18 protein-coding genes are annotated in these 15,679 nt (G+C 62.5%); 2 read left to right on the top strand and 16 right to left on the bottom strand.

Annotation, left to right across the window (positions count from 1 at the left end; translation table 11 throughout):
- Positions 1-7: 7 nt before the first annotated feature.
- The 7 genes from MGMAQ_RS18435 to hisB are packed head-to-tail and all read right to left on the bottom strand — an operon-like array spanning position 8 to position 3,870.
- Complete coding sequence (locus tag MGMAQ_RS18435; RefSeq protein WP_046022709.1) at positions 8-370, bottom strand: histidine triad nucleotide-binding protein; 363 nt, start codon at positions 368-370, stop codon at positions 8-10.
- Between the two features lie 18 nt (positions 371-388).
- Positions 389-730 carry a phosphoribosyl-ATP diphosphatase gene (locus MGMAQ_RS18430; protein ID WP_046022708.1) on the bottom strand — a complete coding sequence of 114 codons (342 nt, stop codon included), beginning with the start codon at positions 728-730 and terminating at the stop codon, positions 389-391.
- A gap of 23 nt (positions 731-753) precedes the next feature.
- Positions 754-1,518 (bottom strand): imidazole glycerol phosphate synthase subunit HisF, encoded by a 765-nt coding sequence (gene hisF / locus MGMAQ_RS18425; RefSeq protein ID WP_046022707.1) that lies wholly within the window; start codon positions 1,516-1,518, stop codon positions 754-756.
- 3 nt (positions 1,519-1,521) lie between these two features.
- A complete protein-coding gene (gene hisA / locus MGMAQ_RS18420) occupies positions 1,522-2,250 on the bottom strand; it encodes a 1-(5-phosphoribosyl)-5-[(5-phosphoribosylamino)methylideneamino]imidazole-4-carboxamide isomerase (protein WP_046022706.1) in 729 nt (242 codons plus the stop codon).
- A gap of 1 nt (position 2,251) precedes the next feature.
- Positions 2,252-2,896, bottom strand: coding sequence for an imidazole glycerol phosphate synthase subunit HisH (gene hisH, locus MGMAQ_RS18415; protein ID WP_046022705.1), 645 nt, complete (start codon positions 2,894-2,896; stop codon positions 2,252-2,254).
- Positions 2,893-3,264: a DUF2628 domain-containing protein gene (locus tag MGMAQ_RS18410; RefSeq protein WP_046022704.1), complete on the bottom strand. Its 372-nt coding sequence runs from the start codon at positions 3,262-3,264 to the stop codon at positions 2,893-2,895. The genes hisH and MGMAQ_RS18410 overlap by 4 nt, the downstream gene beginning before the upstream one ends.
- A gap of 6 nt (positions 3,265-3,270) precedes the next feature.
- Positions 3,271-3,870: an imidazoleglycerol-phosphate dehydratase HisB gene (gene hisB, locus MGMAQ_RS18405; protein WP_046022703.1), complete on the bottom strand. Its 600-nt coding sequence runs from the start codon at positions 3,868-3,870 to the stop codon at positions 3,271-3,273.
- A gap of 245 nt (positions 3,871-4,115) precedes the next feature.
- Here hisB and mutS point away from each other — a divergent pair, with 245 nt between their 5' ends.
- Complete coding sequence (gene mutS, locus MGMAQ_RS18400) at positions 4,116-6,719, top strand: DNA mismatch repair protein MutS (protein ID WP_046023527.1); 2,604 nt, start codon at positions 4,116-4,118, stop codon at positions 6,717-6,719.
- Here mutS and MGMAQ_RS18395 read toward each other — a convergent pair.
- The 9 genes from MGMAQ_RS18395 to MGMAQ_RS18355 all read right to left on the bottom strand — a co-directional run bounded on the left by MGMAQ_RS18395 (position 6,709) and on the right by MGMAQ_RS18355 (position 14,987).
- Entirely contained in the window at positions 6,709-7,656 is a 948-nt protein-coding gene (locus tag MGMAQ_RS18395; RefSeq protein WP_046022702.1) for an NAD(P)-dependent oxidoreductase, read from the bottom strand. The genes mutS and MGMAQ_RS18395 overlap by 11 nt on opposite strands.
- Positions 7,656-8,975, bottom strand: a complete 1,320-nt coding sequence (gene rfbH / locus MGMAQ_RS18390; RefSeq protein ID WP_046022701.1) for a lipopolysaccharide biosynthesis protein RfbH — start codon at positions 8,973-8,975, stop codon at positions 7,656-7,658. Before rfbH ends, MGMAQ_RS18395 begins: the two co-directional genes overlap by 1 nt.
- The gene (gene rfbG, locus MGMAQ_RS18385; RefSeq protein ID WP_046022700.1) at positions 8,972-10,045 is read right to left on the bottom strand and encodes a CDP-glucose 4,6-dehydratase; all 1,074 of its coding nucleotides are present in this window, start codon (positions 10,043-10,045) and stop codon (positions 8,972-8,974) included. Before rfbG ends, rfbH begins: the two co-directional genes overlap by 4 nt.
- Complete coding sequence (locus MGMAQ_RS18380; protein WP_046022699.1) at positions 10,042-11,073, bottom strand: hypothetical protein; 1,032 nt, start codon at positions 11,071-11,073, stop codon at positions 10,042-10,044. The genes rfbG and MGMAQ_RS18380 overlap by 4 nt, the downstream gene beginning before the upstream one ends.
- Positions 11,060-11,989 carry an NAD(P)-dependent oxidoreductase gene (locus tag MGMAQ_RS18375; protein ID WP_046022698.1) on the bottom strand — a complete coding sequence of 310 codons (930 nt, stop codon included), beginning with the start codon at positions 11,987-11,989 and terminating at the stop codon, positions 11,060-11,062. Before MGMAQ_RS18375 ends, MGMAQ_RS18380 begins: the two co-directional genes overlap by 14 nt.
- A 95-nt stretch (positions 11,990-12,084) precedes the next feature.
- Positions 12,085-12,474: a helix-turn-helix domain-containing protein gene (locus MGMAQ_RS18370; protein WP_046022697.1), complete on the bottom strand. Its 390-nt coding sequence runs from the start codon at positions 12,472-12,474 to the stop codon at positions 12,085-12,087.
- Complete coding sequence (locus MGMAQ_RS18365; RefSeq protein ID WP_082085536.1) at positions 12,471-13,067, bottom strand: Smr/MutS family protein; 597 nt, start codon at positions 13,065-13,067, stop codon at positions 12,471-12,473. Before MGMAQ_RS18365 ends, MGMAQ_RS18370 begins: the two co-directional genes overlap by 4 nt.
- 2 nt (positions 13,068-13,069) lie before the next feature.
- Positions 13,070-14,188, bottom strand: a complete 1,119-nt coding sequence (locus tag MGMAQ_RS18360; protein ID WP_252508659.1) for a murein transglycosylase A — start codon at positions 14,186-14,188, stop codon at positions 13,070-13,072.
- Positions 14,189-14,276: 88 nt separating this feature from the next.
- Positions 14,277-14,987: a Tim44/TimA family putative adaptor protein gene (locus tag MGMAQ_RS18355; protein ID WP_046022696.1), complete on the bottom strand. Its 711-nt coding sequence runs from the start codon at positions 14,985-14,987 to the stop codon at positions 14,277-14,279.
- A gap of 159 nt (positions 14,988-15,146) precedes the next feature.
- On the opposite strand from MGMAQ_RS18355, the gene MGMAQ_RS18350 reads away from it, so the two are divergent.
- On the top strand, positions 15,147-15,659 hold the full coding sequence (locus MGMAQ_RS18350) for an FxsA family protein (protein WP_046022695.1): 513 nt from the start codon (positions 15,147-15,149) through the stop codon (positions 15,657-15,659).
- The last annotated feature ends 20 nt before the right edge of the window (positions 15,660-15,679 follow it).

The following is a 15,679-nucleotide window of genomic DNA, read 5'->3' as shown; positions in this document are numbered from 1 at the left end:
CGGTTTTTCAGCGCCGGACGACCATCGGCCCCATGGGTTGTCCTCCCATCACATGCATGTGGAAATGGAACACTTCCTGACCGCCGTCGGCGCCATGGTTGGCGATCAGCCGATAACCGCTTTCCACCAGCCCGGCGTCGCGGGCCACTTGGGCCACAAGGGCGTGGAATCCGCTGATTTCCGCTGGTTCGGCGGTGCTGTAAAAATCATCCGAGGACACATAGGCACCCTTGGGAATGACCAGAATATGCACCGGCGCCTGGGGGCTGATATCGTTGAAGGCCAGGGCCTGATCGTTCTCGGCCACCCGGTCACAAGGGATTTCGCCGCGCAGAATCTTGGCGAAGATATTGTCGGAATCATAGGCCATGGCTGTCGTCTCCCTAGATTACGCGGTTTTGCGGGACTTCTTCTCCTCGATTCCCGAGGTCCCCCGGCGGTGCGCCAGTTCGGCCCAAACGTCCTGAGGGTCCACGCCCTTGTCGGCCCAGAGCACCAGCAGATGATACAGCAGATCAGCGCTCTCGCTGGCCACGTTGTCGGGGCTTTCGTCCAAGGCGGCGACCACCACCTCGACGGCTTCCTCGCCGAGTTTCTGACAGATCTTGCCGCGCCCGCGATGGAACAGCTTGGCGGTGTAGGAGGTTTTGGGATCATCGCCCTTGCGCTTGACGATCACCTTGTGGAGTTCCTCGAGAACTTTGGGGCTGGCGGTGGTTTTCTTCGACATGATGGGCTTGGTTCCGTTGATGGTCAGTAATCCAGCCGCACCGGGACCCCGGCGGCGGCCATGTGTTCCTTGCACTGGCGAATGGTGAAGGTGCCGAAATGGAAGATGGAAGCGGCCAAAACCGCCGTCGCATGGCCTTCGGTGATGCCCTCGATCATATGATCCAAGGTCCCCACGCCACCGGATGCGATCACCGGAATGGGCACCGCATCGGCAATGGCCCGGGTCAGGGGCAGATTGAATCCCTGTTTGGTGCCGTCCCGATCCATGGAGGTCAGCAGGATCTCTCCGGCCCCGTATTCGGCCATGCGCCGGGCCCATTGCACGGCATCGATACCGGTGGGCTCGCGGCCCCCGTGGGTAAAAATCTCGAACTTGTCCGGACCCACGGATTTGGCGTCGATGGCCACCACGATGCATTGGCTGCCGAACTTCTCGGCTGCTTCGCGGACGAACTCCGGTCGATGCACGGCGGCGGTGTTGATGGAGACCTTGTCGGCCCCGGCCAGCAGCAGCTTGCGGATGTCCTCGTTGACCCGCACCCCGCCACCGACGGTCAGCGGCATGAAGCATTGCTCGGCGGTGCGGTTGACCACGTCATAGATGGTGTCGCGGTTTTCGTGGCTGGCGGTGATGTCCAAAAAGGTCAGCTCGTCGGCGCCTTCGCGGTCATAGATCTTGGCCTGTTCCACCGGGTCGCCGGCATCCACCAGATCAATGAAGTTGACTCCCTTGACCACGCGACCGTCCTTGACGTCCAGGCAGGGGATGATGCGCATTTTCATCATGGTTCAGGCATCCAACAGCTGTTGTGCTTCGGCGGCATCGATGCGTCCGTCATAGACCGCGCGACCGCTGATCACCCCTTCCAGGCGCTCCGCGCCCGGCGCCGCGATAACCGCGCGCAGATCATCCATGGAGGACACGCCGCCGGACAGAATCACCGGCGTCGAAATCGCTTGGGCCAGCGCCGTTGTGGCCTCGATATTGGGGCCCTGCATGGCGCCGTCGCGGGCGATGTCGGTGTAGATAATCGCCGCCACTCCGGCATCTTCGAATTTCAACGCCAAGTCCAAGGCCGTTATTTGCGAAACCTCGGCCCAGCCTTCCACGGCGACGAAGCCGTCGCGGGCATCAATGCCCACGGCGACGCGGCCCGGATGACGCTTGCAGGCCTGCTTGACCAGCGCCGGATCACGTAGCGCCACGGTACCCAGGATCACCCGCCGCACACCCCGATCCAGCCACATGTCGATGGTTTCCATGTCACGGATGCCACCGCCCAGCTCAATGGGAAAATCGCTGTTGGCCAGGATCTCGTCCACCGCCGCGCCGTTCACCGGTTTGCCTTCGAAAGCGCCATTCAGATCGACCACATGCAGCCAGCGCATGCCCGCCGCCTTGAACTGGCGCGCCTGATCACCGGGGCTGTCGTTGAACACGGTGGCCTTGTCCATCTCGCCGCGCAACAAGCGCACGCATTGGCCGTCCTTCAGGTCGATGGCGGGTAAAAAGATCATCTTAAGGCTTCCACTTGAGGAAATTGGTGATCAGGGCCAGACCGGTGGCCTGGCTTTTCTCCGGATGGAACTGGGTGCCGACCATGTTGTCGCGCCCAATGACCGCCGAGACCGGCCCGCCATAGTCAACCGTCGCCAGCACCGAGGCTGGATCCCCGGCTTTGAATCCGAAGGAATGGACGAAATAGGCGTGCGCGCCGGGGGCCAATCCATCGAACAACGGATGGCTGCCCCTCTCGAAAGCCAGCTGATTCCAGCCCATGTGGGGGATTTTCAGGTCCTTGTCCGACGGGGTCAGGGGCACCACCTCGCCACCAATCCAATTCAGGCCCTGGTGATCGCCATGCTCGCGGCCCACCGTCGCCAGCAGCTGCATGCCGACACAGATGCCAAGGAACGGCTTGCCGTCGTCCTGCACGGCCTTTTCCAGGGCGTCAGTCATGCCGGACAGGGCGTCCAGGCCGGATTTGCAATCGCCAAAGGCCCCGACTCCAGGCAGCACCAGATGGGTTGCGTCCGCCACATCCTTGGGATCGGCGCTGACCACCACCTGGCCCCTTAGACCCGCTTCCGCCTCGGCCCGCTCAAAGGCTTTGGCCGCCGAGCGCAGGTTGCCCGAGCCGTAATCCACGATAACAATTCTCATGCTTCCAAATCCATGGGTCTCTCATTCAGAACACGCAGCAGCGCCGCTTCTTCGTCGGCGGCCGCGACCACCGCCGAAGCCGGTCTCCCCTGACGCTCCAGCAGGCGGCGGCGGCGGTCGTTGGCGGTATAGCCGACCACGAGGAAAAAAGCGAGCCACAGCGGTCCCTGAACCAATGGCCCCCAAGCTTCCCATTTGGACAGCAAGGACAGGCCCGCCGCCACGACAAACAGGACAATGGCGTCCAGCCAGAGTTTCCGGCTCAAGGCCCAGAGAAAACCGAATAGCGCGGCCAGCCAGTTGAAGCCCTCGCGGACCAACAGCGGCGGATCGCCTGGGGCGCCGGGATGGACGCTGTAATACCGCATGGCTTTTTAAAGTGACCCGCCCAGCACGCCCTTGGTGGACGGGATCGCATCGGCGCGGCGGGGGTCGATTTCCAGGGCCTGACGCAGGGAGCGGGCCAGGGCCTTGAAAGCCGCCTCGGCGATATGGTGGTTGTTTTCCCCGTACAGGCATTCCACATGCAGGGTCAGCCCGGCCGCCTGGGCAAAGGCCTGGAACCATTCCTTGAACAGTTCCGTATCCATTTCGCCCAGTTTGTCGCGCTGGAAATCCACCTTCCAGATCAGATAGGGACGGTTGGAGCAATCCAACGCCACCCGCACCAGGGTTTCGTCCATGGGCGCATAAGCGCTGCCATAGCGGGTAATCCCTTTGCGGTCGCCCAGGGCCTGTGAAAAGGCCGTGCCGATGGCGATGCCCACGTCCTCGGTGGTGTGGTGGTAATCGATATGCAGGTCGCCCTCGGCCTTGACGGTCAGGTTGATCAGGCCGTGCCGGGCAAGCTGTTCGAGCATGTGGTCCAAAAAGCCGATGCCGGTGGACACGGCATACTGCCCGTCCCCGTCCAGATCGACAGTGACCGAAATGGCCGTTTCATAGGTATTGCGCTCAACTGTGGCGGTGCGCATAGGAGGCTCCTCGCGTGGCTGGTGCCCTTTAATTACCAGCCCGAAGCGCTTCGACCAACCCCAACTGTCCCCCAACCTACAAAAAAGGGGTTCCGTCGCCGTGGGGACCCGCCTAGAATGCGAAGAAATCCCGGATTTTCAGCTATTTTATTCCTTTGCAGGACTCCTGATCCGTGCCCCGCGCCTCCAAAGCCGTCGTCGAGAAAGCCCAGACTGACAAACCGGTCAAAACCGAGGTGACGCCGATGATGGCCCAGTACATGGCCATCAAGCAGGGCCATCCGGACAGCCTGTTGTTCTACCGCATGGGCGATTTCTATGAATTGTTCTTCGATGACGCGGTGACCGCGGCAGCGGTGCTCGACATCACCCTGACCAAGCGCGGCAAGCATCTGGGCGAGGACATCCCCATGGCCGGGGTACCGGTGCATAGTCACGAGGCCTATCTGTCACGGTTGATCCGCGCCGGGCACAAGGTGGCGGTCTGCGAACAGACCGAGGACCCCGCCGAGGCCAAAAAACGCGGTGCCAAATCCGTGGTCAACCGCGACGTGATCCGGGTCATCACCCCGGGCACCATTACCGAGGATACCCTGCTCGATGCCCGCGCCGCCAATTACCTGGCCGCCGTCGCCCGCCTGCGCGATAGCTGGGGCCTGGCCTGGCTGGAGATGACCACCGGTGAGTTCAACATGCAGCCGCTGGAAGCCGGTGCCCTGAGCGCTGCCGTCGCCCGCCTATCGCCGGGGGAATTGCTGGTTCCCGACCGGTTGCTGGAAGACCCGGACCTGTTCGAACTGTTCAATGACTGGCGCGCCGCCCTGACACCCCTGCCCGCCGCGCGGTTCGACAGTGAAAACGGACGCAAGCGGTTGGAAAGCCTCTATCAGGTCTCAACCCTGGAAAGCTTTGGCTCGTTTTCGCGGGTCGAACTGGCCGCCGGGGGGGCGCTGGTGGATTACGTGGACCTGACCCAGAAAGGCAAACTGCCCCGCCTGACTCCGCCGCGCCGTCTGGCCCAGGGGGCGGTGCTGGAGATCGATGCCGCCACCCGCGCCAATCTGGAGCTGACCAGGACCCTGTCCGGACAGCGGCAGGGCTCGCTTCTGGCCAGCATCGATCGCACGATTACCGGCCCCGGTGCCCGGCGGCTGGCGGCCCGGTTGGCGGCGCCCCTGACCGACCCGGCAGCCATCGACGCGCGCCTGGATGCCTTGCGCCATTTCATTGATGACCCGGCATTGCGTGAGCGACTGCGCGACCAACTCAAGAGCTGCCCGGACATGGAACGGGCCCTGGGGCGCCTGACCATCGGGCGGGGCGGCCCCCGGGATCTGAAGGCCCTGTGCGACGGTTTGAGCGGGGCGGGGGAGATCCGCAGCCTGTTGGGCGAGGATATTTTGCCCGAGGCGCTGGCCGGGAACCGCACGGATCTGGGTTTTCATGGGGTTCTGGTGGATCGGCTGACCCGCGCCATCGAGCCCGATCCGCCGCTGCTGGCCCGCGATGGCGGCTTCATCGCGATGGGCTACGCCGAAGAGTTGGACGAACTGCGGACCCTGCGCGACGAAAGCCGTCGCCTGATGGCCGAGTTGCAGCACCGCTATGCCGAACAGACCACCGTTTCCAGCCTTAAAATCAAGCACAACAACGTATTGGGCTATTTCGTCGAGGTCCCGGCCAAACAGGCCGACAAGATCGCCACCGATGGGGAGAGCCCCTTCATCCATCGCCAGACCATGGCCAACATGGTGCGCTTCACCACCGTCGAACTGGGCGAGCTGGAAAGCAAGATCGGCAAGGCCAAGGACGCCGCCCTGGCGTTGGAACTGGGCCTGTTCGACGATCTGGTGACCGAGGTCCTGGCCCAGTCCGAGCCCATCGCCCTCGCTGCTGCGGCCATCGCCGCCCTGGACGTGGCCTCGGCCCTGGCCCAGTTGGCGGTAGAGCGGCGCTATTGCCGTCCGGTGGTCGAGGACGGCCTGGCCTTCGAGATCACCGGCGGGCGCCATCCGGTGGTCGAGGCCTCGGTGACCGAGCCCTTTGTCGCCAATAACTGCGATTTGGCGCCGGACAGTCGGCTGTGGCTGCTGACCGGCCCGAATATGGCGGGTAAGAGTACCTTTTTGCGACAGAACGCCTTGATTGCCGTGTTGGCTCAGATGGGCGGCTACGTGCCCGCCGAGCACGCGCGCATCGGCGTGGTGGACCGATTGTTCAGCCGTGTGGGCGCGGCGGATGATCTGGCCCGGGGCCGTTCCACCTTCATGGTCGAGATGGTGGAGACCGCGGCCATCCTCAATCAGGCGACGGACCGCTCTTTGGTCATTCTCGACGAGATCGGGCGGGGAACGGCCACCTTCGACGGCCTGTCCATCGCCTGGGCGGTGATCGAGCATCTGCACGAAGTCAACAGATCCCGCGCTTTGTTCGCCACCCACTACCATGAACTGACCAGCCTCACCGGCAAGCTGCCATCGCTGGCCTGCCATTGCATGCGGGTCAAGGAATGGCAGGGGGATGTGGTGTTCCTGCACGAGGTGGGCCCCGGCGCCGCCGATCGTTCCTACGGCATCCATGTGGGTCAGATGGCCGGATTACCCCCGACGGTGGTGACACGCGCCGAACAGGTGCTGGAAACCCTGGAACAGGGCGAGCAGTCCTCGGCCCTGACCCGTCTGGCGGACGATCTGCCGCTATTCGCCGCCCTGGCAGACCCGGCCCCATCCCCCGTGGCATCGGGCCCGAGCCCGGCGGAACAGGCCCTGGCCGAAACCAACCCGGACGACCTGACCCCCCGCGAAGCCCTGGATGCGCTGTACCGTCTCAAGGCGTTGATCAGCGGTTGAGAAGAGCGTTCAGTTCCGATACCACGCCATCGGCCGAGGTGAAGCGCGGCGCATAGCCCCAGTCCGCCGCCCGATGGTTTTCCGAATAGTAACGGCTCTTGGCCCCGCCGGTGGCCAGGGTGGCGGTCTCGTCCTCGACCCGGACCTGCAAAGGCAAGGTCCGCTGCACCGCTTCGATCAATTCAAACTTGCCCACCGGTGCCTTGGAATAGAAATCCAAGGCATCGTTGACGACTTGCTCGTCCCGGTCGGTCCAGCGGGTCAGGCAGCATTGGACCATTTGGGCCAGATCGTCCGGCACCACGTAATCCCGGTCCATTTCGCCGCAATTGGTGGTCAGGGGCACGGCGTCACGCAGGCTGCGGGCCAGATCGACGGTGAAAAACCGGCCTTCCAGGTCAATAAAGCGGCTGAAATAAGAGAAAATACGCAAATCGACGATATTGAAAGCCGTATGAGCCCGATGTTTGGCTTCCGCATGGCGTTTGGCCATGGCATAGGCATCGCCGGGCCCCAAATCATTGACCGGTACCGCCGCGATCGTGTCTTGGCGCGCCGGTTCGGCAAACCCGGCCCCATAGACCGCACCGCTGGATATATTCAGGTACAGCCGTTCCGGATGATCGGTCAGGAGATCCAGAATTCGGTTGTCGACGGTCTCGGTCAGCCGAAAGATCCCGGCGCCCAGGGTCCGCAAGCGGGCTGGATCCCCCGCACCGGTGGCATTGACCACCGCGTCAAAGGGATGGCGACCAAATTCGTCCATCGGATGAACGACCCTATCGTGATCCGACAACTCCCAGGTTTTGAGAAAGTCGAGCACCCGATCCGGATCCCGGGCATAGAGCCGCAGGGTATGGCTTCCGCCTTGGGCCAGGGCATAAGCCAGGCCCTTGCCCACATGGCCGGTGGCGCCGAGAATGGCGATAGTGGCCATCAGGCCTGCTCCCGGACGAAGGTGTGAACAATGTCCAGCATGCGGTCCGTATGGGCATCGGTCAGACCCGGATAGACCCCGATCCAGAAGGTCCGGTCCACCACCCGGTTGGCGTTGGTCAGATCTCCCACCACCCGGTGCGGACGCCCGATCATGTAGGGCTGGCGCAACAGATTGGAGCCGAACAGCAGCCGGGTGCCGACCTTTTGCTCATTGAGATGGATCACCAGTTGGTCCCGGCTGAACGGCGCATCCTCGCGCAGGGTCAACGGAAAACCGAACCAGGAGGGATCGGAGCCCGTCGTGGCCTCGGGCAGGATCAGGACCTCTTCCAGATCCGCCAATCCCTGTTTCAAGCGGTCGAAGTTGGCCTTGCGCCGGGCGATGAAATCATCCAGATGGTCCATTTGCGCTAGACCCACCGCAGCCTGCATGTCGGTGATCTTCAGGTTATAGCCCAGGTGGGAATAGACATACTTGTGGTCATAGCCCTCCGGCAGATCGCCCAGCTTCCAGCAAAACCGTTTGCCACAGGTATCGTCCTTTCCCGGCGCGCAGTAGCAGTCCCGGCCCCAGTCGCGGAGGCTCTCCATGGCCCGGCGCAGGATCGACCGGTCGCAGAATACCGCGCCGCCCTCGCCCATGGTGATATGGTGGGCGGGATAGAACGACAGAGTGCCGATATCGCCGAACGTCCCGACCATCTGACCGTCGAAGGTGCTGCCCAGGGCGTCGCAACAGTCTTCGATCAGCCATAGACCATGGTCGTCGGCGATCTTTTTCACCGCCGCCACGTCGAACGGGTTGCCCAGGGTATGGGCCAGCATGATCGCACGGGTCTTCGGCCCCACCGCCTCGGCGATGCGCTCGGGCAGGGCGTTGTAGGTGGGTATGTCCACATCCACGAACACGGGTGTCATGCCGTAGAGCAAGGCCGGGTTGACCGTGGTCGGGAAGCCGGTGGCGCAGGTGATGACCTCGTCGCCGGGCTGTAGCGCCCGGTCCTTGAGCAGGGGCGAGGTCAGCGCGGCAAAGGCCACCAGATTGGCCGAGGAGCCTGAATTGACCGTCAACAGATGCTTGCGACCGATGACCCCGGCCAGCTTTTCCTCGAAGGCATCGTTGAACCGTCCTGTGGTCAGCCAGAAATCCAGCGAACTATCCACCAGCGCCGCCATGTCCTCGGCACCGAATACCCGCCCGGACACGGGCATGGGGGAGTCCCCGGGCGTGAAGGCCTTGTCCGGATAGGCCGCGGCATGATAACGCCGGGTCAGATCAAGGATTTGCGCCCGCAGGGCTTCGGGATCATCGCTCATGTCATATAGTCCTTGATTTGCCGCCGGGTCAGGGCCGCCATGTCCGCGCCGTCATGCCAGGCCCGGTACCAGCCAAAGGTCTTGTCCAGGGTCGTCGATAGATCCCAGCGGGGATTCCAACCCAGTTTGCCCCGGGCCTTGGAGACATCAAGCTTCAAATAAGTGGCTTCGTGGGGCTGTGGTTCGTTTTCCGTGGCCCATTGGGCATCGTCCCCCCACAGGGTCAGGCCCCGCTCCACCAAGGTCCGCACCGGTTGCTCGCTCTCCGGACCGGGACCGAAATTCCAGCCGTCGGCGAAGGACGCCCCCTCGGTGGCCAGCTTCTGTGCCAGTTGCAAATAGCCCGACGTGGGCTCAAGCACATGCTGCCAGGGCCGGATGGCATCCGGATAGCGGATGCGCAGGGTCTCGCTAGACGACCAGGCACGCACCATATCGGGAACCAGTCGATCCAGGCCCCAATCACCCCCGCCGATCACGTTGCCGGCCCGCGCCGAGGCCAGGGCAACGGTTCCGCCGGGCGCGAAAAAGCTGTCCCGATAGGCCGCGGTCACGAGTTCGGCGCAGCCCTTGGAACTGCTGTAAGGATCATGGCCGCCCATGGGATCGCTCTCGCGATAGCCCCAGTCCCATTCCCGGTTGGCGTAGCATTTGTCGCTGGTCACCGAGACCAGGGCCTTGACGGAGCCGCAGGACCGCACGGCTTCCAGCAGATGCACGGTCCCCATGACGTTGGTGGCATAGGTAACCACCGGATCGTCATAGGACGGACGCACCAGCGCCTGGGCCGCCAGATGCAGCACGATTTCCGGTTTGAAGTCGGTCACCGTCCTAGTCACGGCCTTGATGTCCCGCAGATCCCCATGGACGTGATCCATCAGAGATTCCACCTGGGCGATGGTGAACAGATTGGGGGTACTGGGCGGCGCAAGCGAGAAGCCGCGCACTTGGGCCCCCATTTCGGTTAGCCACAAGCTCAGCCAGCTACCCTTGAACCCCGTATGGCCGGTGACCAGCACCCGCCGTCCGCGCCAAAAATCCGGGTCTACTGATCCGCGCGCCATGGTCATTCGAGGCTGCCCAGCATGGGAACTTCGAACGCTCGCAGCGGCTCATTGTTTTCAAAGCGTTTCGGCAGATCCGCATTGGCGATCAGGGCACGGCCCCAGGTGACCGCATCAACCCAGCCCTCAGCCAGTTCCGTTTCCGCTTCTTCGGCACTCAGCGAGGCCCCGGCCATGATGAAATGGGGCCACAGGGATCGGATCTTGCGCACCATGCGCCCGCCGGTCTGATGATAGTCGGCGCGGGCATTGGTCACCGACAGCATGCGCAGCCCCAATTGGTCCATGGCCGGAATCAGATGACCGAGCATGGCGTCCAGGTCCGGCCATTCATAGAGTCCCCCCATGTCGCGAGCCGGGCTTATGCGAACGGCCACTTTTTCAGCGCCCACCGCCTTGATCACGTCTTCCAGGCATTCCAGGGCGAAGCGGCAGCGGTTTTCCACCGACCCACCGTACTTGTCGGTACGATCATTGATATTGGCATCGAGGAACTGATCGGCCAGATAGCCATTGGCGAAATGCAGTTCCACCGCGTCGAACCCGGCGGCCAGGGCCTGTTCCGCCGCATGGACATAATGGCCGTAGATTTCCGGCATCTCGCCGGTTTCCAAGGCCCGGGGCACGCCGAAGGGCTTATCGTTCTGGCGATTGTGACCCTCGGCCTGGCGATTGGTGGAAGACACGGGCGGCCCGCCGGTGAAGTCCTCGTGGCTGATCCGCCCGCAATGCCAGAGCTGGCAGAGGATCTTGGCGCCCGCCGCCTGAACCCGAGAAACCAGCGGGGCCCAGGCCTTGGTCTGATCGTCGGTGTCGATATAGGGCACATCCCGGTACCCATCGCCGCTTTGGTGGATCACCGTGCCCTCGGTGACGATCAACCCGACCCCGCCTTCGGCCCGGCGGACGTAATAGTCGGCCATGTGCTCGGTCGCCCGGTGGTCGGGCGCAAAGCCCCGGGTCATGGGCGCCATGACCACCCGGTTGGCCAACGGGCCCAACGGCGGCAGGTCGCAGGGGTCAAGCAGCTTCATCAGCGTATTCCTTAAACATGTCTTTAAAATAGGGGCGGGCGAGATATTCCTTGAGCGCTGTACGCCAGGGCCGCATGCGGTCCAGTCCGTCGGCGCGTAGCCGGGTGTTTTGAAGCACCGCGCGGGGCGGACGTTTGGCTTTTTCATTGCCCGCCACCTGCTGTTCGCTGGCGCGGGTGACGGTGAAGGCCCGAGAAAGCCCCAACTCCTCCATACAAGCGGTGGCCAGATCAAAGAAGCTGGCCTCGCCTTCGCAGCCCATGGTGTAGAGGCCGGATTTTGCTTCGGCCATCAATAACAGGCTATTGCGGGCCAGATCGACGGTCCAGGTGGGCTGCCAGACTCGATCCCCCACCGCATAGCTGGTCTCGCCCCGTGCCAAAAGACCACGCACATGGGGCAGGAACTTGCCGACAAAGTTTTTGTCCTTTTCCTCCCCGCCGAAAAACCCGGCCATGCGCACGCACAAAGCATGATCTCCCAGGCGATCGCGCAACAAGGTTTCGGCTTCCCACTTGCAACGGCCATAGACAGACAACGGATTGGGTGGGGTGGATTCATCGATGGGCAGATGGGCGCCATCGAAGATCAGAAACGATTGCGGATAGAGCACCCGCGCGCCGGTGGCCACGGCCAGGGCGGCGATGTTCTCCGCTCCGCCCACTTGGATGCGTCGGGTTTCTTGCGGTTGAATCTCGCAGCGCTCGGCATTCACATCGGCGGCGCAATGGATGATCCAGGCCGGCCGATCCGAGGCACGATCCATCACCGCCTGTCGGTCGGTGACATCCAATTCCTGGTGGGATAGGGCCATGACCGGCCCGGACTTCTTCAAGACTTCCCCGAACGCGCGGCCCAGCATGCCCGAGGCACCGGTGATCAGAATGGGTCGATCAGAGAGGGACGGCTTTAACATGAATAGGGGATCTTAGGGTTGCGCTACGAAACTGGAGTCGAAGCCTAATATGCATGAACCCCGACGGTGATACCAGGGGGCAGCAAAGCGGGATTTTAGAATGGCACGCCCGGTTCACCGTCCTTGGAGGCCAGGTTGGCTTCGACCTCGTCGATGATCCAATCAATGACATGATCGGGCAAGTCGGCCATATGCAGGGCCATCAGGTTGGCCAGCCGCGTGGCCTGGGGGCTGAGCCCCGCCGTATCCACCACCACCCGGGGATGGGACAAGGCCGCCAGACGTTTTAACTCCTCGGCATCGTCCCAAATCAGATCGAAATAGGCGCAGATCTGCATCACCATCCCCGGCGCGGGACGACCGCGCCGGCCATGCTCCAATGCCGACAGATAGGCCGGGGTGACCTGTAAATCCGCCGCCATGCGCCTTTGGGTCACCTGATTGGCACGACGCAACTCGCGAACTTTGCGGCCAAACGGGGTCATCCGGACCTCTTGCGGCGCAACAGCACATAAAGCGCCCCTTCGCCGCCGTCTTGGGGCGCGGCATAGTGAAAGGCATGGACCAAGGCGCGCATTTCATTGAGCCACTCGGGCACCGCCCGGCGCAGCACGCCGATCTGTCCGTCCCGTTGCAGGCCCCGCCCGGTGACCACCAGGACGCATTTCTTGCCTTGGGTCTGTCCCCGGTGCAAAAAGCCATGCAGGGCACCACGCGCCTGATCCCTTGTCATGCCATGCAGGTCCAAGCGACCCTCCACCACCACCTTGCCACGGCGCAGCTTGGCCGAGGTACGCCGGTCCAGGCCGGGCGCACTGCCATGGCTCAGTTCCGGTAAATGGTTGGCCGGTTTGGAGATTTCAGACGGCGGCGTCCAATGTCGAGGGGCCTTGGGCAAAGGGAGCGGCCTTGAAACGGACCGGTCTTCAAACTCATTCGAAGGTTTGTCCCGCAAGGGTGCCACATCGCGGGTGACGAAATGCCATACATCCTGATCATCGCTGCTCAAGCGACGGAAGCGGCGGTTCTGGGAGGGACGTTGGCTCATGGTCGGCAGAATGCGGTCTTCACGGACCAAATTCAAGACCCGGGCGGGCGGGGCAGCAATAACCAGATGCCGCCCGTTTGCTTCATCAGCCCCGCCTTGTGCTCGGCCACCTGCCCATGTCCCCAGAAAAGATCGCCGCGCAGGGGGCCGCGAATGGCGCCGCCGGTATCCTGAGCCACCACCATTCGCCGCAGAGGCTGTTCCGGATCCACCGGGTCGGTGGTGTCCAGCCACAGGGGCACGCCATAGGGGATGAACTTGCTGTCCACCGCCAGGCTACGGCCCGGAGTCAGCGGCACGCCCTGGGCTCCCAAGGGTCCGTCACCCTTATAAGCCTTGAGGAAAACATAGGACGGGTTCTCATTGAGCAGCGCCAGTCCCTGATCCGGGTGGTTGGTGATCCATTGGCGGATGGCCTGCATGGACATGGCCTCTCGCGACACCTCGCCGCGCTCGATGAGGATTTTACCGATGGATTTATAGGGATGGCCATTGGTTCCCGCATAGCCAACCCGCAAAACCGAACCGTCGGGCAGCAAAGCCCGCCCGGAACCTTGTACATGGAGGAAAAACAGATCCACCGGATCATCGGCCCAGAGAAAGGCCAGATGCTGATCTTTCAAAGCCCCGCGCGCAATTTCGTGTCGGCTGGCATGGGGGATCAGGCGATCACCCTTGACCCGGCCGGCCAAGGTGCGACCTTTCCAATTCTCGCGGAACTGGCCCAGGTTCATGGTCACCAGATCGCGCGGCTTGCCCAGCACTGGTACCCAATAGCGGGCCGAGGAGACCCGAGCGGCACGGATTTCAGCTTCATAGTACCCGGTGAACAGCCCCTCTTGCTTCAATCCGCCCTCGGCGACCACTTGGAACGGTCGAAAGTTTCGCACCAGGAAAGCCCGGGCCAATCCGTCATGGGCAGCCGGTTGGCGCGCCGCCTCGGCACAAATCAGCCGCCAATCCACATAACGTCCGAAGCGAGGATCGTTTTTGACAAACAGATTGTCGCCCAATCGGTTATCAAGCTTCGCGCAGGATCTCAGAAAAGCGCCCAAGACCCCGGCCTGACGCCCACCGGTCCAACCGGGTATTTCGGTGAAAGAAGCGGGCTGCAATAGCAGACCTTCGTCCCCGGTAGCGGATTCGGGCACCGATGAGGGGGATTCCGGGGCCAAAGGCGCGCAGGCGGCACTCAGAGTTAGTACGATTCCGGCAACAAGATGCCGAACAAAACTCAATTTACGAATCGAGGCTGCGGGTGGCGACGAGGGCCCAGTTGGGATCGGGCGACCGCACATCGCGGGCAAAGGTCCAGAAGTCGGTAACTTTGTCCACATAGTTGGGATCCCCCTCGACGACCTTGCCGTCTTCGTCGCGCACCACGTTAACCTGTTCGCTGACAAATTTGACCGTTACCCGGGCCCAGTCGTCCTGCATTTCCGCTTCCAGGATCTCTGGCTTGCGCAAGCCGACCAGCTCATGCTCGACCGTTTCCTTGGCCGATTCCCGCTGATCGATAACGGTTTCGAAGTTGGACAGTACTTCCGGGCTGAGTAGGGTCGCCAGGGTCTTGCGATCCCCGGCGGCAAAGGCCCCGACAATCATCTCAAAGGCCCCCTGGGCACCGCCAACGAACCCTTGTGGATCGAAAGTCGGATCGGCGATGCGGATCTGCACCAGACCGGCTTCCAAAGGATTGTCCGGATCAATGATCTCTTCATCATCAAGCCGGTCTTCGCGCGGCGACCGGTCTGGCAACGGAATGACATTGTCATTGTCGCGTCCGGGGTCATCCGTTTCGGAGTCCGCCTTTGGATCGGGCTGATAGGGATCCTTGTAGTTCCCTTCGTGGCCATCCCGGCGCCCCAAGACGCTCCGCAGGCGAAAGACCAGAAAGCCCGCCACCAACGCAAATAGAATAATATCAAAAAACTGGAAACCGCCGCCCATCGCTCATCAACAATTGTTGTTCCGACGTTCTATCCCATTGTCGTCCCGCCGTTGTCCTGGACCGGGGCGTCCCGATCCTGTACATGTGTTTTGTTTTCCGGCGGGAGCCGAGAATGTTGATGGTTAGATAAGCCCTATTCTCACAAAGAGCAAGCCAACATGGGACTTCTGCTCGTTTTTGCCTTTTTGTTGATCCCGGTCGCCGAGATCGCTTTGTTCATCGAAGTGGGCGACGGCATCGGCCTGTGGGCCACGCTGGGTCTGGTTTTAATGACGGCCATGGTCGGCATATCGATCATGCGCATGCAAGGCCAAAGCACCTTTGAACGGGCTCGGCAAACCTTGGATCGCGGTGACATGCCGGTGGATGAAGCCCTGGACGGGGTCTTGCTCATTCTGGCCGGCGCCCTTTTGCTGACGCCCGGCTTTTTCACCGATACCATCGGCTTTTTGTTGCTGTTACCGCCTTTGCGCGGCTGGCTGAAAACCTTGTTCCGCACCCGGGTGGATACGCAGCAGGGATTCTGGGTACGCGGTGGCGGGTTCGAAGCCACCGGCAATCCTCACCCCGGTTCGAAATCCGCACCCCCCGGAGACAAGGTTATCGATGGCGAATTCGAGGATATGACCGATATCTTGGAAGATGAGCGTCCCCGTCGAGACGCCGGTTGAGCGCCGGAGCAATCCGTGAT

The organism is Magnetospira sp. QH-2, from assembly GCF_000968135.1.
Lineage (GTDB): Bacteria > Pseudomonadota > Alphaproteobacteria > Rhodospirillales > Magnetospiraceae > Magnetospira.
Note: the sequence above shows the minus strand (reverse complement) of the source record. Positions and strands in the feature narration are given on the sequence as shown.